The 19,766-nt window shown below is 67.0% G+C and carries 16 protein-coding genes; 3 read left to right on the top strand and 13 right to left on the bottom strand.

Annotated elements, in window-relative coordinates; genetic code table 11:
- Positions 1-12: 12 nt before the first annotated feature.
- Positions 13-2,205 (bottom strand): NHL repeat-containing protein, encoded by a 2,193-nt coding sequence (locus tag B7G54_RS25100; protein ID WP_085041516.1) that lies wholly within the window; start codon positions 2,203-2,205, stop codon positions 13-15.
- Positions 2,206-2,701: 496 nt separating this feature from the next.
- On the opposite strand from B7G54_RS25100, the gene B7G54_RS25095 reads away from it, so the two are divergent.
- Genes B7G54_RS25095 through B7G54_RS25085 form a run of 3 tightly spaced genes read left to right on the top strand, consistent with a single transcriptional unit; the run spans position 2,702 to position 5,797 of the window.
- Positions 2,702-3,766 (top strand): acyltransferase family protein, encoded by a 1,065-nt coding sequence (locus B7G54_RS25095; RefSeq protein ID WP_085041515.1) that lies wholly within the window; start codon positions 2,702-2,704, stop codon positions 3,764-3,766.
- A gap of 35 nt (positions 3,767-3,801) precedes the next feature.
- Positions 3,802-4,848: a GDP-mannose 4,6-dehydratase gene (gene gmd / locus B7G54_RS25090; RefSeq protein WP_085041514.1), complete on the top strand. Its 1,047-nt coding sequence runs from the start codon at positions 3,802-3,804 to the stop codon at positions 4,846-4,848.
- Complete coding sequence (locus B7G54_RS25085; RefSeq protein WP_085041513.1) at positions 4,835-5,797, top strand: NAD-dependent epimerase/dehydratase family protein; 963 nt, start codon at positions 4,835-4,837, stop codon at positions 5,795-5,797. The genes gmd and B7G54_RS25085 overlap by 14 nt, the downstream gene beginning before the upstream one ends.
- A gap of 96 nt (positions 5,798-5,893) precedes the next feature.
- On the opposite strand, the gene B7G54_RS25080 is transcribed toward B7G54_RS25085, so the two are convergent.
- From B7G54_RS25080 to B7G54_RS25025, 12 genes are all read right to left on the bottom strand, one after another.
- Positions 5,894-7,084 carry an O-succinylhomoserine sulfhydrylase gene (locus B7G54_RS25080; RefSeq protein ID WP_085041512.1) on the bottom strand — a complete coding sequence of 397 codons (1,191 nt, stop codon included), beginning with the start codon at positions 7,082-7,084 and terminating at the stop codon, positions 5,894-5,896.
- Positions 7,085-7,329: 245 nt separating this feature from the next.
- A complete protein-coding gene (gene purF, locus B7G54_RS25075; protein ID WP_085041511.1) occupies positions 7,330-8,862 on the bottom strand; it encodes an amidophosphoribosyltransferase in 1,533 nt (510 codons plus the stop codon).
- A gap of 51 nt (positions 8,863-8,913) precedes the next feature.
- The gene (locus B7G54_RS25070; protein ID WP_006491262.1) at positions 8,914-9,408 is read right to left on the bottom strand and encodes a CvpA family protein; all 495 of its coding nucleotides are present in this window, start codon (positions 9,406-9,408) and stop codon (positions 8,914-8,916) included.
- Positions 9,409-9,414: 6 nt separating this feature from the next.
- Positions 9,415-10,251 carry an SPOR domain-containing protein gene (locus B7G54_RS25065; RefSeq protein WP_085041510.1) on the bottom strand — a complete coding sequence of 279 codons (837 nt, stop codon included), beginning with the start codon at positions 10,249-10,251 and terminating at the stop codon, positions 9,415-9,417.
- Between the two features lie 29 nt (positions 10,252-10,280).
- Entirely contained in the window at positions 10,281-11,591 is a 1,311-nt protein-coding gene (gene folC / locus B7G54_RS25060) for a bifunctional tetrahydrofolate synthase/dihydrofolate synthase (protein ID WP_085041509.1), read from the bottom strand.
- 100 nt (positions 11,592-11,691) lie between these two features.
- Positions 11,692-12,564: an acetyl-CoA carboxylase, carboxyltransferase subunit beta gene (gene accD / locus B7G54_RS25055; RefSeq protein ID WP_085041508.1), complete on the bottom strand. Its 873-nt coding sequence runs from the start codon at positions 12,562-12,564 to the stop codon at positions 11,692-11,694.
- Positions 12,565-12,628: 64 nt separating this feature from the next.
- Positions 12,629-13,444: a tryptophan synthase subunit alpha gene (trpA, locus tag B7G54_RS25050; protein ID WP_085041507.1), complete on the bottom strand. Its 816-nt coding sequence runs from the start codon at positions 13,442-13,444 to the stop codon at positions 12,629-12,631.
- A gap of 89 nt (positions 13,445-13,533) precedes the next feature.
- A complete protein-coding gene (locus B7G54_RS25045) occupies positions 13,534-14,385 on the bottom strand; it encodes a DNA-methyltransferase (RefSeq protein ID WP_085041506.1) in 852 nt (283 codons plus the stop codon).
- Positions 14,386-14,393: 8 nt separating this feature from the next.
- Entirely contained in the window at positions 14,394-15,587 is a 1,194-nt protein-coding gene (trpB, locus tag B7G54_RS25040; RefSeq protein WP_085041505.1) for a tryptophan synthase subunit beta, read from the bottom strand.
- A 55-nt stretch (positions 15,588-15,642) separates the two neighbouring features.
- The gene (locus B7G54_RS25035; RefSeq protein ID WP_085041504.1) at positions 15,643-16,344 is read right to left on the bottom strand and encodes a phosphoribosylanthranilate isomerase; all 702 of its coding nucleotides are present in this window, start codon (positions 16,342-16,344) and stop codon (positions 15,643-15,645) included.
- The gene (truA, locus tag B7G54_RS25030) at positions 16,341-17,153 is read right to left on the bottom strand and encodes a tRNA pseudouridine(38-40) synthase TruA (RefSeq protein ID WP_085041503.1); all 813 of its coding nucleotides are present in this window, start codon (positions 17,151-17,153) and stop codon (positions 16,341-16,343) included. The genes B7G54_RS25035 and truA overlap by 4 nt, the downstream gene beginning before the upstream one ends.
- The gene (locus B7G54_RS25025) at positions 17,153-19,315 is read right to left on the bottom strand and encodes a motility hub landmark protein FimV (protein WP_085041502.1); all 2,163 of its coding nucleotides are present in this window, start codon (positions 19,313-19,315) and stop codon (positions 17,153-17,155) included. The genes truA and B7G54_RS25025 overlap by 1 nt, the downstream gene beginning before the upstream one ends.
- Positions 19,316-19,766: the final 451 nt, after the last annotated feature.

The raw sequence follows: 19,766 nt of genomic DNA, 5'->3' as shown, positions 1-19,766 counted from the left end.
TGACATCGTCCGTCACGGTTTCCAGCGATACATCAGCACCTTGCCGCGCGCGTCTTCCTCGACGAACACGAGGTACTCGCCGTTCTCGCGCCGGAACGCGCTGATGCCGAATGGCACGTCGACCCAGCCGGATGCCTTGCCGACCTCGGCGCCCGGGCTCATCACGCCCACTTCCTTGCCGGTTTCCTTGTCGTACACGTGGATCTTGCCGACCGGCTCCACCCCGAACAGGTAGCGGCCCTCGGCCGTGATCCCGATCAGGTCGAAGATCGGTTTCGCGTCGAGCTGCCACGGCAGCGCCACCTGGTAGCGCACGACCGGCGAGCCCGTCGACCACTTGTCGAAGCGCACCAGCACGCGGCCCACTTCCTTGTTGATGCCCGGCTGCGGCGGCGCGTCGGCGGTGTAACCGGTCACGTAAAGCGTGTCCGTCTGCGCGTCGTAGATCGAGCGACGCAGCTGCGTGAACGGCTGCGGCATCGGATAGGTCGTGACCTTGTCGTACGAGTAGATCGGGTTGCCGGCCTTGTCGACGCCGCCGTAGCCGAAGCGATGGATGCCGCGCACGTCGCTCGTGCGCCAGATATCGCCCTTCGTGTCGACCCACCAGCCCCAGCCGCCCGCCTTCGCCTTGGCCGTCGTGTTGATCTCGAACTCGTCGGCATCCAGCCGGCCGTTGCCGTTCGCGTCGCGCCACAGCCAGTCGCCGCCCGGCGGCTTGTTCGGCACCTTGTCGACCGGCCGCGCGCGGCCCGCGATCAGGCCCGACGGAATCGCGACCTCGCCGTCGCGCTTCGCGTCGAAGCGGTAGATCTTCAGGTGGTCGGCGTACATGTCGGTCAGGTACAGGAACGTGCGACCGTCGACGCGCCGCGCGAACGGCATGCCGGGATACTGGTCCGTGTGGAACACGGGATCGTCCGGATACTTGAAGCGGTTCGACAGGAAGCCGACGTATTTCCAGTCCTGGCCCGGCGGTTTCGACAGGTCGAGCTCGAAGCGCTTGTTGCCCGTGTACACACTGTTCGGCCGCGCCGGGTCGAGCCACGCGCCGTCGACGAACAGCAGCCCCTGCACCTGCCAGCGCTGCTTGCCGTCCGGCGTGTAGCTTTCCAGCACCGCGCCGAGCCCTGCGCCAATCGTGTCGTGACGCGGCCCGATGCCGTTCATCGACACATAGATGTTGCCCGCACGATCGACGCCGACGCCCGTCAGCCCGTTGAAACGCTGCGGCCCCGGCCGGCCGGGCACCGGGCCCGCGAAGATGCCGCCGCGCTCGCCGAGCGTGCCCGACTGCGCATAGCCCTTGCCGCCTTTCGTGAAGATCAGGATCTGCTGCCGCAGCCCGTTGTCCGCGACGAGCACGCGCCCTTTCGCGTCGACTGCCACGTCCACCGCGTCGGTGCCTTCCGGCAGCGCGGGTGCGTCGTCGAGCTTGCGGCCGTCCGCGCGCACATGCACCAGGTGCGCGGGCCCGTTGATCGTGTCCGTGAGCAGCCACAGCGTGCCGTCGCCCGCGAGCGCAATGCGGCCCGGCTCGTGCGCGCTCCACGTGCCCTTCTGCTGCATCGTCTCCGCGTCGTACACGTCCACCGCGTCGCGCGACGGATTGGTCGCGAACAGCGTCTTGTCGTCGGCCGCGAGGCCGCCGACTTCCGCCTTCTGCTCGCCCACTTCCGACCGCGCAGGCGCCGGCACCTCGTTCATCATCATGAAGCTCGCGGCCATCCGCGCGCGGCCGGTGTCCGCGCGGCCGCCCGGCGCGACCTGCGGCGCCGCGCGGAACGGCGCGGGCTGCTTCATGTCGCCGATCGTGCGGCGCGAGATGCCGAACCACTGCTTGCCCTTGTCCGGCCAGATGCCGGGCGACTGCAGGTGGCCACGCTCGTTGCCGACACCGATCGCCACGTACGCGTACTTGCTGTTCACGGCGATCGCGCTGCCGCCGAGGTTGCCCCAGCCGTGCGTGCCGCCGGCGAAGCCGAGCATCTTCCCGTCCTGGTAGACGCTCGCCTCGGCCCCGCTCTCGTCCCACGGCGCATTCGTATACACCTTGCCTTCAGGCGTCACCGCGATCGCGCGGATGTCGATCTGCGTCCAGCTGCCGTCGCCATAGCCGAACGTATTGCCGATCCACGACGTCGTCGCGGGCAACACCGTTTCGGCCGGTGCGGCGCTCGTCAGCAGCGTCGCGCATACCGTCATGCCTACCAGAATCAGACGTCGCAATGCGCTTCTCCAGACTCGATGCAACAGCGACCGGCCGCCGCGGGCTGCCGCCGGCGCACCCTGTCGCTAAATGGGTTTCAAACGTCGCGATGCAGGTTACAAGCAAAAATAATCACAAGAAATTTGGAAATATTTGGGGATGTTTCTGCGTGAAATATCGAACCGGAACAGGCACGCAAAGGCACCCAAAAACGGCAATAACGACCGTCTTTCGCCGTTGAATCCGTAGAAAATTCCGCCTCGCGCCGCCTGACGGGGCCGCCCGGGCCGCAACCTTTCATTCGACGACCGGAATAATCGGCATTTGAATGTTTGTCGTCAGATAAATACCGTGCGTTTTTTTGCCGATTTCTTTTCCCTAGAATCGATTTCGATTCGATATTTCATTTAATGGCATGCATTACGTTCACGTTTACGCATCGGATGTGCGACACGCCCCGGCTCACGCCGCGCGTCGCGAAGGAGCGGCGCGATGACGGGCATCTCGCGACCCGCGGACCTCGCCCCGCCGCAACACGGCCGCATCGTGCAGCTCGACGGGCTGCGCGCGATCGCGGTGGGCGCCGTGTTCCTGCAGCACGCGCTGAAGGCGCCGCTCTGGATGGGCGTCGACCTGTTCTTCGTGCTGAGCGGCCTGCTGATCACCGGCATCCTGCTCGATCGCAAGGCGCGCGGGCAGTCGTACTTCAGCCACTTCTACGCACGCCGCGTGCGTCGCATCCTGCCGCCGTACGTGCTGCTGCTGGTGGTGTCGACGCTCCTGTTCGGTGCGAGTTGGCTGCCGCACTGGCCGTGGTTCGCGTTCTTCTCGACCAATATCGGGCTGTCGCTCGGCAGCATCGGCCACGACAGCCTGAACGTGCTGTGGTCGCTCGCGGTCGAGGAGCAGTTCTATATCTTCTGGCCGTTCGTCGTGCTGTGGTGCTCGGAGCGCGCGCTGCTGTGGGTCGCCGCCGCGTTGATCGTCGCAGCACCCGTGCTGCGCGCGATCGCGACGCCGTGGTTCGACTCGTTCTGGCCGATCTACTACCTGACGCCGTTCCGGATGGACCTGCTCGCCGCGGGCGCGCTGCTCGCGATCGTGCTGCGCCGCGACCGGCGCGCGCTCGAGCCGTTCTATCCGCTCGCGATCGTCGGCGCGCTCGTGTCGCTCGCGATCCTCGGCTGGCTGCACCTGTCGTTCCCGCGCTTTCGCGCCGCGAACACGCCGCTGTCGAATGCGGCGCTCTACAGCATCTCGCTGCTGCTGTGCACGTCGATCGTCGTGATCGCACTGCGCGGCCGCGGCATCGTGCAGCGCGTACTGACGAACCCGATGCTCGTCTACGTGGGCACCGTCAGCTACACCGTGTACCTGATCCACCTCAGCGTGCTGTATGCGCTGTGGCCGCTGCACCTGAACCGCTTCGTCACGGCCGCGCTGGCGCTCGCGATCACGCTCGCGTACGCAACCCTGAGCTGGTACGGCTTCGAACGGCGCCTGACGCGCGGCCCCGCACGCCGCGCACTGCCGGCCGCCGCCGGCACGACCGCCTGACTTTCACCATCCATCGTTTCTACCAGGACAACGTCATGAGCCAAACTCGCAAGAAGGCCATCATTACCGGGATCTCGGGGCAAGACGGCGCCTACCTGACCAAGCTGCTGCTCGACAAGGGCTACGAGGTCACCGGCACCTACCGTCGCACCAGCTCGGTGAATTTCTGGCGCATCGCCGAGCTCGGCGTCGACACGCACCCGAACCTCACGCTCGTCGAACACGACCTGACCGATGCCGGCTCGAGCCTGCGCCTGCTCGAACGCACGCAGCCCGACGAGCTGTACAACCTCGCCGCGCAAAGCTTCGTCGGCGTGTCGTTCGACCAGCCGACGACGACCGCCGAAGTGACGGGCCTGGGTCCGCTGAACCTGCTCGAGGCGATCCGCGTCGTGAGCCCGAAGACACGCTTCTACCAGGCCTCGACGTCCGAGATGTTCGGCAAGGTGCAGTCGATTCCGCAGACGGAAGCGACCTCGTTCTATCCGCGCAGCCCGTATGGTGTCGCGAAGCTGTACGCGCACTGGATGACGGTGAACTACCGCGAGTCGTACGGCCTGTTCGGCAGCAGCGGTATCCTGTTCAATCACGAATCGCCGCTGCGCGGCCGCGAGTTCGTCACGCGCAAGATCACCGACACCATCGCGAAGATCAAGCTCGGCAAGGCGACCCGCCTCGAGCTCGGCAACCTCGACGCGAAGCGCGACTGGGGCTTCGCGCTCGAGTACGTCGAAGGCATGTGGCGCATGCTGCAGGCCGACGAACCCGACACCTACGTGCTCGCGACCAACCGCACCGAGACCGTGCGCGATTTCGTGCGGATGGCGTTCGCGGCGGCCGGCTACCAGATCGAATGGACCGGCAAGGGCGAGCAGGAACGCGGCCTCGACGCGTCGACCGGCAACGTGCTCGTGGAAGTGAATCCGAAGTTCTACCGCCCGGCCGAGGTCGACCTGCTGATCGGCTGCGCCGACAAGGCAAAAGCCAAGCTCGGCTGGGAACCGAAGACGACGCTCGAACAACTTTGCCAGATGATGGTCGAAGCGGATTTGACGCGGAATCAACACCATGACACGTTCTGAAGCCGGACGCCCGTCGCGCCGTGCGTTCGTCACGGGCCTGACGGGCTTCACGGGCCGCTACATGGCCGAACGCCTGCAGGCGGCCGGTTATGAGGTCTGGGGCACGGTCGCACCTGGCGCGGCGCGGCCCGACGATCCGGCCTTCGCGCACTGCACGCTGCTGCCCGTCGACCTGCTCGACGCGGACGTGATGCGCGCGGCCGCCGCCGACGCCCGGCCCGATGCGGTCGTGCATCTCGCTGCGCGCGCACATGTCGCGCAGGACGAGCCGTCGCAAACTTACGCGGTCAACATCGTCGGCACGCGCAACCTGCTGGCTGCGCTTGCGGGCCTCGACCGCCGCCCGTCGGCCGTGCTGCTGGCCAGCAGCGCGAACATCTACGGCAATTCGACGGCCGGCGTGCTCGACGAAACCGTCGCACCCGCCCCGGCGAACGACTACGCGGTCAGCAAGCTCGCGATGGAATACGCGGCGAAGCTGTGGGCCGACCGGCTGCCGATCGTGATCGCGCGGCCGTTCAACTACACGGGTGTCGGCCAGAGCGATGCGTACCTGCTGCCGAAGCTCGTCGCACACTACGCGCGCAACGCACCGCGGATCTCGCTCGGCAATCTCGACGTGAGCCGCGATTTCTCCGACGTGCGCGACGTGACGGCCGCATACCTGAAACTGGTCGAAGCCGCGCCGGCCGGCGAGACGTTCAACGTCTGCTCGGAGCGCGCGTATTCGCTGAAGGAAGTCTTGGCGATGCTGGCGCGCATCGCCGGTTACGTGATCGACGTGACGATCGATCCGCGTTTCGTGCGGCACAACGAGGTGAAGAGCCTGAGCGGGTCGCGCGACAAGCTGCGGCGCGCGGTGGGCGACCTGCCCGTCACGCCGCTCGACGAAACGCTGCGATGGATGATGGACGCGATGCGCGACACGCCGCACGGGCACGCCGGCTGAGTCCGGCGACGCACGGTCCTCGCCAGCCTGAAAAGACAACGGGCCGCTCTGTCGAGCGGCCCGTTGTCATGTCGGCCTTGAAACCGGTCGCCCCGCTCAGCCTTCGAGGCCGCGCGCGAGATCGCGGCGCAGGTCGCCCACGTCTTCCAGGCCGACCGACAACCGGATCAGCCCTTCGCTGATCCCCGCTGCCGCGCGCGCTTCCGGCGTGATGCGGCCGTGCGTGGTCGTTGCCGGGTGCGTAATGGTCGTACGCGTATCGCCGAGATTGCCGGTGATCGAGATCAGCTTCGTGTTGTCGATCACGCGCCACGCATTCGCACGCTGCTGTTCGGGCGTGTCGCCCTTCAGCTCGAACGACAGGATCGACCCGCCCGCCTTCTGCTGACGCTTCGCGAGTTCATGTTGCGGGTGCGATTCGAGGCCCGGATGGAACACGCGCGCGACGGCCGGATGCGAATCGAGCCAGCGTGCGATCTCCAGCGCGTTCGCCGATTGCTTCTCGACGCGCAGCGACAGCGTCTCCATCCCCTTCAGCAGCACCCACGCGTTGAACGCCGACAGCGTCGGGCCCGCGCTGCGCACGAACGGGAACACCTTGCCCATGATGAATTCCTTCGAGCCGACCAGCGCGCCGCCGAGCACGCGGCCCTGGCCGTCGAGGAATTTCGTGGCCGAGTGCATCACGACATCCGCGCCGAGCTTCAGCGGCTGCTGCAGCACCGGGCTGCAGAAGCAGTTGTCGACGACGAACAGTGCGTTCGATGCCTTCGCGATCTTGCCGATCGCCTCGATGTCGGCGAGTTCGGTCAGCGGGTTCGACGGCGTCTCGAGGAAGAACATCTTCGTTTCCGGCCGCACGGCTTCCTTCCAGGCGTTCAGGTCGGTCGGGTCGACGAAAGTCGTCGTGATGCCGAACTTGCTGAAGATCTGCGAGAACATCCCGAGCGTCGAACCGAACAGGCTGCGCGAGCTGACGAGGTGGTCGCCGGCCTGCAGCGCGGCCATCACGACCGACATAATCGCGGCCATCCCCGACGCCGTCGCGATGCATGCCTCGCCGCCCTCGAGCGCCGCGAGACGTTCCTGGAACATGGTGACGGTCGGGTTCGTGAAGCGCGAATAGGTGAAGTAGTCTTCCGAATTCGCGAAGCGTTCGGCCGCGTCGGCCGCGCTCTGGAAGCAAAAGCTCGACGTAAGGAACAGCGCTTCCGAGTGCTCGTTGAAGTCGCTGCGCAGCGTGCCCGCGCGCACGGCAAGCGTGTCGAAGTTGAGGGAGTCGTCCATGTTCCGTTTTCCGTATTCGATGGCCGCGCAGGTGGCGCGAACCCAGTCAAAACCAGGGCAAAACAAAAAGCCCGCTATGCGTCGGCATCAGCGGGCTTCGGTGCGGTACGACAGCGATCGACTCGGGCCGGTTGCCACCGGCCTTCGCTTTAGCTGTTTTGGGAAGTCGCCCCGCGTCCGCAAGCTGATATCAAATCGACGCAAGGCCACATCCTATCACGCCTCGTCAAAAGCGTGCGCCGGTGTCACTCAACCGACAATTGCAGGTTCATCTGCGAGCGCTCGGTGTCGCCAGCCGTATCGCGATCGGCCTGCGATGCCGGCGTGAGGCGCGCGCGCTCGATCGCATCGAGATACTCGGGCGTCACGTCGCCGGTGATGTAGTTGCCGTCGAAGCACGACGCCTCGAAGCGCTCGAGCTTCGGGTTGATGTCGCGCACCGCGCGGCGCAGGTCGTCGACGTCCTGGTAGATCAGGTGGTCGGCGCCGATCATCTTCGCGACTTCTTCATCGGTGCGGCCATGCGCGACGAGTTCGCCGCGCGTCGGCATGTCGATGCCGTACACGTTCGGGAACTTCACGGGCGGCGCGGCCGACGCGAAGATCACCGATTTCGCGCCCGCATCGCGCGCCATCTGCACGATTTCATGCGAGGTCGTGCCGCGCACGATCGAATCGTCGACGATCAGCACGTGCTTGTCCTTGAACTCGATGCTCATCGCATTGAGCTTCTGGCGCACCGACTTCTTGCGCACGGCCTGCCCCGGCATGATGAACGTACGGCCGACGTAGCGGTTCTTGAAGAAGCCTTCGCGATACTCGACGCCGAGCTTCGCGGCGACCTGCATCGCAGCCGGGCGCGACGAATCGGGAATCGGCATCACGACGTCGATCGGCACGTTCGGCAGCTCGCGCTTGATCTTCTCGGCGAGATAATCGCCCATCCGCAGGCGCACGTTGTAGACGGGCACGCCGTCGAGGCACGAATCCGGACGCGCGAGGTACACGTATTCGAACATGCACGGATTCAGCGTCGGCTGCTCCGCGCACTGCTGGCTGTGGAAGTTGCCGGCCGGGTCGATGAAGATCGCTTCGCCCGGCTGCACGTCGCGCACAAATTCGAAACCGATGCCTTCGACGGCCACCGACTCCGACGCGACCATCCACTCGGTGCCGTGCTCGGTCTCGAGCTTGCCGATGCAGAGCGGGCGGATGCCGAACGGGTCGCGGAACGCGAGCAGGCCGTAGCCTGCGATCAGCGACACGATCGCATACGAACCCTGCAGGCGGCGATGCACGCCCGAAACCGCCTTGAACACCGATGCCGGATCGAGCTCGAGGCCCGTGGTCGACAGTTGCAGCTCGTGTGCGAACACGTTGAGCAGCACTTCGCTGTCGGAATTGGTGTTGATGTGCCGGCGGTCGATCCGGAACATCTCGTCCTTCAGTTGCTGCCAGTTCGTCAGGTTGCCGTTGTGCGCGAGGATGATCCCGAACGGCGCGTTCACGTAGAACGGTTGCGCCTCGGCTTCGCTCGACGCCGAGCCGGCCGTCGGGTAACGCACCTGGCCGATGCCGTAGGTGCCGGGCAGGCTGCGCATGTTGCGCGTGCGGAACACGTCGCGCACCATGCCGTTCGCCTTGTACATGTGGAAATTGCTGCCGTCCGCCGTCGCGATACCCGCCGCGTCCTGACCGCGATGCTGCAGCAGCAGCAGGCTGTCATAGATCAGCTGATTGACCGGGGATTGGGAGATAACACCTACGATGCCGCACATGGCATGTCCTTCAGAATGACAAAATCGGTTCCGTCCTGCCCGGCCGCGTCGTCACACGCGTACGTACTGGGCCATGCCGTCGGGCAGGAGCTGCTTCAGCTCGTGCACGCCCTGTTCGGCGAAAGGACGCAATAGCGCATTGCGCCAGAAATCCTGTTTGGGCAGTTCGGTCAGCCCGGCCGCCGCGACCAGCAGCACCACCAGCACGCAGCCGCGGACGAGCCCGAACATCATGCCCAGCGAGCGGTCGACGCCGCCCAGGCCGCTCGCCTGCGCGATCCGCGACAGCAGCGCGTTCGCAACACCGGCGACCAGCACCACGCCGATCACGACCAACGCGAAGGCGATCACCCACTGCGTCAGCGCGCCCCCCGGCCAGTTCGCCGGGATATACGGCACGACCAATCCGACGTAGCGGCCCGCGATCACGATCGCCGCGATCCAGCCGATCAGCCCGAAAATCTCGGACACGAAGCCGCGCCACGCACCGCGCAGCGCCGACAACACGATCACCGCCAATACAGCGTAGTCGAAAGCCGTCAGCATCGTGCGTTACTGCGTCAGACCGGCTTCGCGCACCTTCGCGATCGCGGCGGAAGCCGCCGCGCGATCCGCGAACGGGCCCGCACGCAACAGTGTAGCCGTGCTGCCGTCCGCCTGCTTGCGATGCTCGACATATGCGGGCACGCCCGCCGATTTCAACTTCGTGGCCCACGAACGGGCCGTTGCATCGTCCTTGAACGAACCGAGCTGCACCGCGAAGCGCGCACCGGCCGGCGACGATGGCGACGAAGCGTCGCCGCTGTCCGGGCTCGCGGCGTCGGCATTCGCGACGGCCGCGGGCGCGGGCTTCGGCGCGGCCGGCTTCGCCACCGGGGCAGCCGGTTTCGGCGCGGGCTTCGGCGGCGCCACGCTCGCCGTGGTCGTGGTATCGGGTTTCGCGGCCGGCTTGCCGGCGTCCTTCGGTGCGGGCGCCGGTGCAGCCGCAACGGCCCCATCGGAAGCCGGCGGTTCGTCGTGCGCGACGCCTGCCTGCACATCCGATGCGTCATCGTCACGCGGCGCGACCGCCTGGTGCGCGGGCCGGTTCGGGATGTCGATCGCGATATCGTCCGTCACCGGCTTCGGATGCGAATCGAGCACCATCGGCAGCACGATCACGGCGGCGACGACGAGCGCGATCGCGCCGACGAGACGACGGCGCGCGCGTTGCTTTTCTGGAAGGGTCGGATCGAGGAGCAGTGCGTCCGATTCCGGACGCTCGGTGCGGCGCGAGCGGCGCTCGACGCGTTCAGTGCGCTCCGTGCGCACGTTCCGGGAGGTCCCGGTGCGACCGCCGCGCCGCGGGGGCGCGTCGTCGTCTTTTTTGCCGAACGAGAAAATTCCCATGAATGGCTGAGTCCGAAACTGCCCGTCAGTCAGTGTTGCTGCGATTTACGGTAGGCCAGCACGCCGGCAACCGTATGGAAACTGCCGAAAACCACGATTCTATCATTCTCGGATGCTCTTTTTAGTGCATCGCGAAACGCTTCGGCGGGCGACGTGTAACGCGTGACGCTCGAATCGGGGCCCTCCTCCACGCCGGCCTTACGCAGCGCGGCTTCGAGCTGCTCCGCAGAAGCCGCGCGCGGCAGCGGCAGGTCGGTCACGCACCAGTGGTCGATCTCGCCCTTCAGGTGCTGCAGCACGCCGTCGATGTCCTTGTCGTGCATCGCGCCGAACACCGCGTACGTGTACGGGAAGAAGCCCATGTTGCCGAGGTTCTGCTCGAGCACGGCCGATGCATGCGGGTTGTGCGCGACGTCGAGCACGATCGCCGGCTTGCCGGGCAGCACCTGGAAACGCCCCGGCAGCTCGACGTTCGCGAGGCCGAGCCGGATGTCCTGCGCCGACACCGGCAGCAGCGGGCGCAGCGCTTCGAGCGCGGCGAGCGCAGCCGATGCATTGATCAGCTGATTCGCCCCGCGCAGCGCCGGATACGCGAGTGCCGGATAGCGCTTCTCGCGACCGAGGTAGCTCCACTGCTGGCGCTCCGCGCCTGCCTGCGCCTCGTAGCGGAAATCGCGGCCGACGAGCCACAGGTCGGCGCCGATCGCTTCGGCGTGATCGATCAGCGTTTGCGGCGCGGCCGGATCGCCGCAGATCGCCGGCTTGCCGGCACGGAAAATCCCGGCCTTCTCGAAGGCGATCTTCTCGCGCGTGTCGCCGAGATATTCGGTGTGGTCGATGTCGATGCTCGTGACGATCGCGCAATCGGTATCGATGATGTTCACCGCGTCGAGCCGGCCGCCGAGGCCGACTTCGAGAATCACCGCATCGAGCCCGCGCGACGCGAACAGGTGCAGGATCGCGAGCGTCGTGAATTCGAAGTACGTGAGCGACACGGGCTCGGGCAGCGACATGCGTGCGGCTTCGACGGCCTCGAAGTGCGGCAGCAGTTCGTCATCGGTGACGTTCTGCCCGTTCACGCGCGCGCGTTCGTTGAATTCGAGCAGGTGCGGAGACGTGTGGCAGCCGACCTTGTAGCCCGCCCGCACGAGGATCGTCTCGAGGAATGCGCAGGTCGAGCCCTTGCCGTTCGTGCCGCCGACGGTAATGACGGGGCACGCGAATTCGAGCTGCAGCGCGGCCTTGACCTGCCCGATGCGGGTCAGGCCCATGTCGATGCCGACCGGGTGCGCGCGTTCGAGATGCGAAAGCCACGCGTCGAGAGTGGGAAAAGTGCTCATCGGTTCAAATCTGGATCGGGATCGCCACTACGCCAAAAAACGAAGCGCGCCGCCTGACGCTGAAGCCAGGCGACGCGCAGTGTTCACAACCTCGCGCCGGTCAGGCCAGCGCGTCGGCCGGTTGCCGCTGCAGCAGCGCGAGCAGCTGCGCGATCTCGTCACGCATCTTGCGGCGGTCGACGATCATGTCGATCGCGCCCGTCGTCAGCAGGAATTCGGCGCGCTGGAAGCCTTCCGGCAGCTTCTCGCGAACCGTCTGCTCGATGACGCGCGGGCCGGCGAAGCCGATCAGCGCCTTCGGTTCGGCGATCACGACGTCGCCGAGGAAGGCGAAGCTCGCCGACACGCCACCCATCGTCGGGTCGGTCAGCACCGAGATGAACGGCAGCTTCGCTTCGGCCAGCTTGGTCAGCATCGCGGTGGTTTTCGCCATTTGCATCAGCGACAGCAGGCTTTCCTGCATCCGTGCACCGCCCGAAGCGGTGAAGCAGATGAACGGCACCTGTTGTTCGAGCGCGTTCTGCGCGCCGCGGGCAAAGCGCTCGCCGACCACCGAACCCATCGAGCCGCCCATGAACGAGAACTCGAAGCAGGCCGCAACCACCGGCAGCGTGTGGATCGCACCGCCCATCACAACCATCGCGTCGGTTTCGCCGGTGTCGTCCATCGCTTCCTTCAGACGATCGGGGTACTTGCGGCTGTCCTTGAACTTCAGCGAGTCGACCGGCACGATTTCCTGGCCGATCTCGTAGCGGCCTTCCGGATCGAGCAGCCCGTCGAGGCGCTCGCGCGCGCCGATGCGCATGTGGTGATCGCACTTCGGGCACACGTGCAGGTTCGCGTCCACGTCGTTGCGGTACAGCACGGCCTCGCAGGACGGGCACTTGACCCACAGGCCTTCCGGAATGCCCTTGCGGCTTTTCGGGTCGGTCTGCTTGATCTTCGGCGGCAACAGTTTGTCGAGCCAGCTCATCGTATGGTTTCCTGTTCCGTGGCGGGACGGGCCGTGCGGCCCGTTCCCGCTTCCTGTGTTGTGTTTATCGCGCCGTCTTGCCCGCGCCGTCCAGGGCGGCGCGCAGCTCGGCGATGAAAGTCTTCAGCGCGGCGGCGGCGCCCTCCGGTGCGGCGCTTTCGAGCAGCTGCACGAGGCGGCTGCCGATCACGACGGCGTCCGACACCTCGGCCACCGCGCGCGCCGTTTCGGCGTCGCGGATGCCGAAGCCGACGCCTACCGGAACCGGCACGCGCGACTTGATGGCCGGGATTTTACCCGCAATGCTCGAAACATCCAGATTTCCTGCGCCGGTCACGCCCTTGAGCGACACGTAATACACGTAACCGCTCGCGATCTTGCCGACGTCGGCAATGCGTTCGTCGGTCGACGTGGGTGCGAGCAGGAAGATCGGATCGATCTGCGCGGCGCGCATTTTCTCGGCGAACACGCCCGCCTCTTCCGGCGGATAGTCGACGACGAGCACGCCGTCGACACCGGCCGCATGCGCTTCGGCCGCGAATGCGTCGACGCCCATCCGCTCGATCGGGTTCGCATAGCCCATCAGCACGACGGGCGTTTTGGGGTCGGTTTCGCGAAAGCGCTTCACGTCGGCGAGCACGCTCTTGAGCGTGACGCCGCGCGCGAGCGCGCGTTCAGACGAGCGCTGGATCACGGGGCCGTCGGCCATCGGGTCCGAGAACGGCACGCCGAGCTCGATCACGTCCGCGCCGCCTTCGGCGAGCGCGTGCATGAATTCGACGGTCTTGGCGGGATCGGGATCGCCGGCCGTGATGAACGGGATCAGGCCCTTACGGCCTTGTTCGGCGAGCGCGGCGAAGGTCTGCTGAATTCGATTCATGGCAATTTTTCCTGTGTCGATCCGGAGTGGGCGCTTTAGCGCTTACTCCGGTCCATACAAAGTAGCGTTCGGCGATGCGGCGGCGCAATTCACGCGCACGCCGGCGCAGCGAGCGCGTTCACGCGCTCGTGCGCGATCGCGCAATAGCTTTCGTTGATCTCGTAGCCGACGAAGTCGCGCCCCTGCCGTGCGCAGGCCACCGCGGTCGTGCCGCTGCCCATGAACGGATCGAGCACGCGGCCGCCCGGCGGGCAGCTTGCGAGCACCATCCGCTCGATGATTTCCAGCGGCTTCTGGGTCGGATGATCGACGCGCTCCGCGTGCTGCCGGTGCAGGCGCGAGACCGACCAGACGTCCTTCGGGTTGTAGCCCATCTCCAGCCACTTGCTGCCTTCGAACAGCTTGCGCGAGCGGGCCTTCTTCGTATCGGCGTCGTACGGGATGCGGACCGGATCGAGATCGAAGTAATACGCCCTGGAAACCGCGAAAAAGCCGATGTTGTCGTGCACCGACGTGAAACGGCGCGTCGTGCCGCCCATGCTCGGCACGCGCCGGTCCCAGATGATCTCGTTGACCATCGTGAGTTGCGTCTTCAGGAAACTGAAGATTTCCGGCGCGTACTGCCACGTGCAGAAGATGTACATCGACCCGCTCGGCTTCAGCTTCGGAATCGCGAGCTCGAGCCACTCGCGCGTCCACGCGAGAAAGTCGTCGCCCGAACGCTTGTCCGAGTCGTTGCCGTAGTCCTTGCCGAGCCCGTACGGCGGATCGGCGACGATCAGGTCGATCGACGCATCCGGCAGGTGCGCGGCATGAGTCAGGAAATCGCGGTTATGCAGTTCGATACCGGACGGCAGCGCGCGCGGCACGGCAGCGGCGGACTGAGCCGCCTCCGCCTCGCTCGCGGCACCGCCGCCCGGTTCTTCGATCAGGTCACGCATCGGTCGGGTCAGAGCTCGATGCCCGATCGCTCGGCGACCGTGTGCATGTCCTTGTCGCCGCGGCCCGACAGGTTGACGAGCAGGATCTTGTCCTTCGGCAACGTCGGCGCGAGCTTCACGCCATACGCGATCGCGTGGCTCGACTCGAGCGCAGGAATGATCCCCTCGATCCGGCAGCAGTCGTGGAACGCCTTCAGCGCTTCCTCGTCGGTGATGCCGACGTACTGCGCACGGCCGCTGTCCTTCAGCCACGCGTGCTCGGGGCCGACGCCCGGATAGTCGAGGCCCGCCGACACCGAATGCGTCTCGATGATCTGGCCGTTGTCGTCCTGCAGCAGGTAAGTCCGGTTGCCGTGCAGCACGCCCGGGCTGCCGGCGATCAGCGACGCCGCGTGATGGCCCGTGTCGAGGCCGTCGCCGGCCGCTTCGACGCCGATCAGCTGCACCGACGTGTCGTCGATGTACGGATAGAAGATGCCCATCGCGTTCGAGCCGCCGCCGACGCAGGCGATCACCGCGTCGGGCTGCCGGCCGGTCATTTCCGGCATCTGCACCTTGCACTCGTCGCCGATCACGCGCTGGAAGTCGCGCACCATCATCGGGTACGGGTGCGGGCCCGCGACCGTGCCGATGATGTAGAACGTGTTCTCGATGTTCGTGACCCAGTCGCGCATCGCTTCGTTCAGCGCATCCTTCAGCGTGCGCGAACCCGATTCGACCGGCACGACCGTCGCGCCGAGCAGCTTCATCCGGTAGACGTTCGCGGCCTGACGGCGCACGTCTTCCGAACCCATGTAGACGACGCACTCCATCCCGAAGCGCGCGCAGATCGTCGCGGTCGCGACGCCGTGCTGGCCGGCGCCCGTCTCGGCGATCACGCGCTTCTTGCCCATGCGCTTCGCGAGCAGCGCCTGGCCGATCACGTTGTTGATCTTGTGCGCGCCCGTGTGGTTCAGGTCTTCGCGCTTCAGGTAGATCTGAGCACCGCCGAGCGTCTCGCTCCAGCGCTGCGCGTGGTAGATCGGCGACGGGCGGCCGACGAAGTGCTTCAGCTCGCGCTCGAATTCGGCGACGAAATCGGGATCGTTCTGGAATTTTGCGTACGCCGCGCGCAGCTCGTCCAGCGCGTGAATCAGCGTCTCGGCGACGAACACGCCGCCATACGGGCCGAAGTGGCCGCGATCATCAGGAAGGTTGTACATGGTGTCTCTCTCGATCGGTCGGTGCACCCCGCTTTCGGGGCCGCACCGGCTTGCATCACCCGGCGTCCGCTTCGCGCACCGCGCGTACGAACGCCGCCATCCGGGCGTGATCCTTCACGCCCTTCGCGCCCTCCACTTCGATGCCACTCGAGACATCGACAGCAAACGGGCGCAACTGGCGAATCGCATCACCGACGTTTTGCGCGCTCAAGCCACCACTCAAAACGGCCCGATGCGCGAGCTCTGCGGGAATAAGAGACCAATCGAAGACCTTGCCGCTACCGCCGTAGTCCGGCACCAGGGTGTCGAACAGGAGGCCGCGCGCTTTCGAATAATGAAGGCTCGATTCTACCAAATCGGCCGATTGCGTCGAGGGGCCGACGCGCACCGCCCGCAGCCACGGCAGACGCGCCGCGCGGCCGAGCGCGTCGCACTGTTCGGGCGTCTCGTCGCCATGGAACTGCAGCAGCGTGAGCGGCACGTCGCGCACGACGGCCTCGATCTCGGCTTCGGTCGCATTCACGAACAGCCCGACCACCGACACGAACGGCGGCGCGAGGCGCGCCAGCTCGGCCGCCTTTGCGATCGACACCGCGCGCGGGCTCTTCGGATAGAACACGAGACCGATCGCATCGGCGCCCAGCGCCGCCGCGTGCAGCACGTCATCGGGGCGCGACAGCCCGCACAGCTTGATGCGCGTGCGCGGCGGCAGGCCGGCCGGGGCGGGAATCGAGGGAGACACGGCGTGATCCGTCATGATTGAGGGTCCAGATCGGCCCAGACGCTGCTCCACGGCACGCTGCCGAGCTGCGCGGGCGGGACGGCGAATTCCGCCGGATAGCCGACGTGGGCGAGGTACAGCCCGTCGGCCATGAACGTGGGCGCCGCAAGGTTGCGGTCGCGCCCGGCCAGCACGTCGGCCAGCCAGTCGGCCGGATAGCGGCCGCGACCCACCGCGACGAGGCAGCCCATCAGGTTGCGCACCATGTGATGCAGGAACGCGTTGGCGCGGAACCGGAAATGAATGAAATGGCCCACGCGCCGCACGTCGATCTGGTACAGGTGTTTGACCGGCGTCTTCGACTGGCATTCCGACGAACGGAACGACGAGAAGTCGTGCTCGCCGATCAGGTGTGCGGCGGCGGCGCGCATCGCATCGTCATCGAGCGGCGTATGGATCCAGCCCGTGCGCCCCGCCAGCATCGGCGAGCGCACGGGATGCACGTACAGCGCGTAGTAATAGGTGCGCTCGAACGCCGAGAAACGCGCGTGGAACGTCTCCGGCATCGGCTTCGCCCATTGCACCGCCACGGTCGGCGGCAGGAACGCGTTGGTGCCGCGCACCCACGAGAAAACCTCGCGATCGAGGTCGGTATCGAAGTGCACGACCTGCCCGAGCCCGTGCACGCCCGTGTCGGTCCGCCCGGCCACCGTCGTATGCAACGGCACGCGGGCAAACTCGGCCAGCGCGTGCTCGAGCCGATCCTGCACGGTCTTGCCGTGCGGCTGCGCCTGCCAGCCGCAAAACGCCGCGCCGTCGTACTGAATGCCGAGCGCGATCCGCATCACGCCTCGTCCGCCAGTTTCGCGAGCAGCGCGCGCGCATCGTCGTAGGTCGCGGCGTCGTTCGCGTCGACCACTTCGTGCAGCAGCGTCCGCGCACCGGACAGGTCGCCCAGTTCGACGTATTCGGCCGCGAGGTCGAGTTTGTTGCGCGCGATGCGGGCGAGCTCGTCCGCCGTCAGCGCCGGCAACGCGGCGCCGGGCGCGGACGGCAGGTCGAGATCGAAATCGAGCTTCAGCGCGCCGAATTGCGCGCCGCCGAGCGGCGGCAGCGACGATGTCGAATACGGGCTGCCCGACTGGCCGGCAGGCGTCGCTGCGTCCGGGTCCCAATCGAACTCGTCGTCCTGGTCGGCCGGATGTTCCGGGGCCTGATCGGTCGAGCCAATTGGCCGGTGCTGAGCGACTTGACCGTTAGTTGCGATTTTATCGGCGTCGGACTGCCCTGCTTGCGCGGCCGGCTCATCCGTTGTCAGCGTCGACTCGTCCGACGCGCGCGGCGGCAGCGGCATGTCGAGGCTGTTGAGCGCGCTGATCGCGTTCTGCATCAGCGCCGCATGCTGCGCTTCGGTGGGCGCGGGTGCAATCGGCGTCTCGACCGGCATCGCTGCGCGTGTTTCTGCCGACGTTTCGGCCTGCGTTTCAGCCGCGACCTTTTCGATCGGCTCGGTACCGAGCGAAACCGGAGCCGCCTCGCTCACGGGCGGCACTGCGGCGTGCGCGGTCGGCAATTCAGGCTGCTCGTCATGCGGCTTCGCCACTTCCGTCGCCGGCGATACATCCGTATCCGGCATCTTGACCGTTTCCGCCGCTGCGGCAGTCGCCGCGGCAAGGCTCATGTCGGAAGCCGCGTCACGCGCGACGGGCATCTCGGGCCGGATCGGCAGTTCAGGTTCGACAGACGGCACGGCTTCCGCTTCTGCAGCCGCGGCACCGCCCGCTACGGTCGCGGCAGCCGCCGCACCCGTGCCCACATCCGCTCCCGCACCCGTATCGTCCGTGCGCCGGCCTTTCCGGCGCTTGCGCCACGCGAAACCTGCCGCGAGGACGATCACGGCCGCACCGGCCACCGCGGCCGGACGCCAGTCCATCTGCTCGGCACTGCGCGCAGGCGCCGCGGCCGGCGCCACCGGCGCGGCCGATTGCGCGGGCGCCGATACCGATGCCGGCTGCACCGCGCTGGCGGCAACGCCGGACGCGGCTTCGCCTGCCGTCGGTGCGGCAGCGGACGCGCCCGCATCGTTCGCGGCCGGACGCGGCGCGACGGGTGCCGGCGCCTGCGTGACCTCGTTCGTCGCAGCCGGCTTGCCGATGCCGTGCTTCTGCAATTCCATCAGCACGCGGTTCTTCAGTGCCAGCAGTTGCTGCAGGCTCGATGGCCGCGGCTGCGACGCGCCGGTAACAGGCGCCGCGCCGGCCGGTTCGTTCGTACCGGAAACCTGGCTCCCCGTCACCGGCGGGATCGCGGTGCCGCTCGCGGACGACGGCACCGACTGGATCGTGCCGCTCCACACATGCGGACCGCTTGCCCCTGCAACGGGTGCCGCGGGCTGCATGCCTTCGACAGCCGAAGCGCCGATCGGTGCCGACGCGCCGGCGGCCATTGCCACGCTCGCACCGCTCACCGGTGCCGCATGCACGGCCGGCGCCACCGGCGCGGATTGCACGGTGGACACCGGATGCGGTGCGGACGCACCGTGCTGCGCGACCGCCGTGCCGCCCGATGCCGCGGCGGGCGCGGATGCCGCCGCCGCACCGGATGCTGCAGATGCTGCGGATGCGCCGGATGCTGCGGATGCGGCGGCTGGCACGAGTGCCGCGCCTGTCGCGTCGAGCGCCGGCACGGTCAGCGTCGCGCCGACTTTCAGGCGGCTCGCGTCGCGCTTCATGAACGCCTGCGGATTGGCGTCGAACAGCGCGCGGCCGGCGCGCGCGAGCACACCCGGATCGCGCGACTGCGTGGCCGCCTTCGCGATGTCGTTCAGCGACTGGCCGGGCTGGACCGTCACGGTAAGCGGCACTGCACCGTCGGCAGCGGACGCCGGCAGTTCGCCGGTGCCGGCCGCCCAGGCCGATGCGGTTGCGCCGAGCGCCAGGATCGCCAGCGCGCCACGCACGGCGCGCGACAGACGGGACTGACGCGGAAACAAGGAAATTCGGGACATCGTTGGCTCTATCGCCGCGCGCGGGCGCGGCTCGGATTCGCGGTTGAAAGCGTCAATAAAGTTGCCGCAGAAATGCAAAAGCGCCGCGCGGAACGCGACGCTTTCGGCGGGTCTGTGCGTCGTAACCGCGTAGTTTACTTCACGCGATCAGGTTCGGGCCGAATTCGTCGCCGTTGGGTGCAACCGGTCGCGTTCGCACGTCGGCGCGCCCGGCGATCGGGCCATGCCGATGCCCGGGTGCGCACGTTGCAACCAGCGCGCCCGGTCGATCGGAAGCACGCCAGCCGCAGCTGAAAAGCCGCCCGACCGCATCGCATCGTGAACGAATGCCGCGGCCTCTGTGCGCTGGCCGGGCGGCTTGCCCCACCCGGTGCTCGACGCTGCGCCACAACCGGGAAATCGGCACGTTTGCTCAATAATTCACGCTACCTGTCGTTAATGGATTAACACC

Source organism: Burkholderia puraquae, assembly GCF_002099195.1.
Lineage (GTDB): Bacteria > Pseudomonadota > Gammaproteobacteria > Burkholderiales > Burkholderiaceae > Burkholderia > Burkholderia puraquae.
Note: the sequence above shows the minus strand (reverse complement) of the source record. Positions and strands in the feature narration are given on the sequence as shown.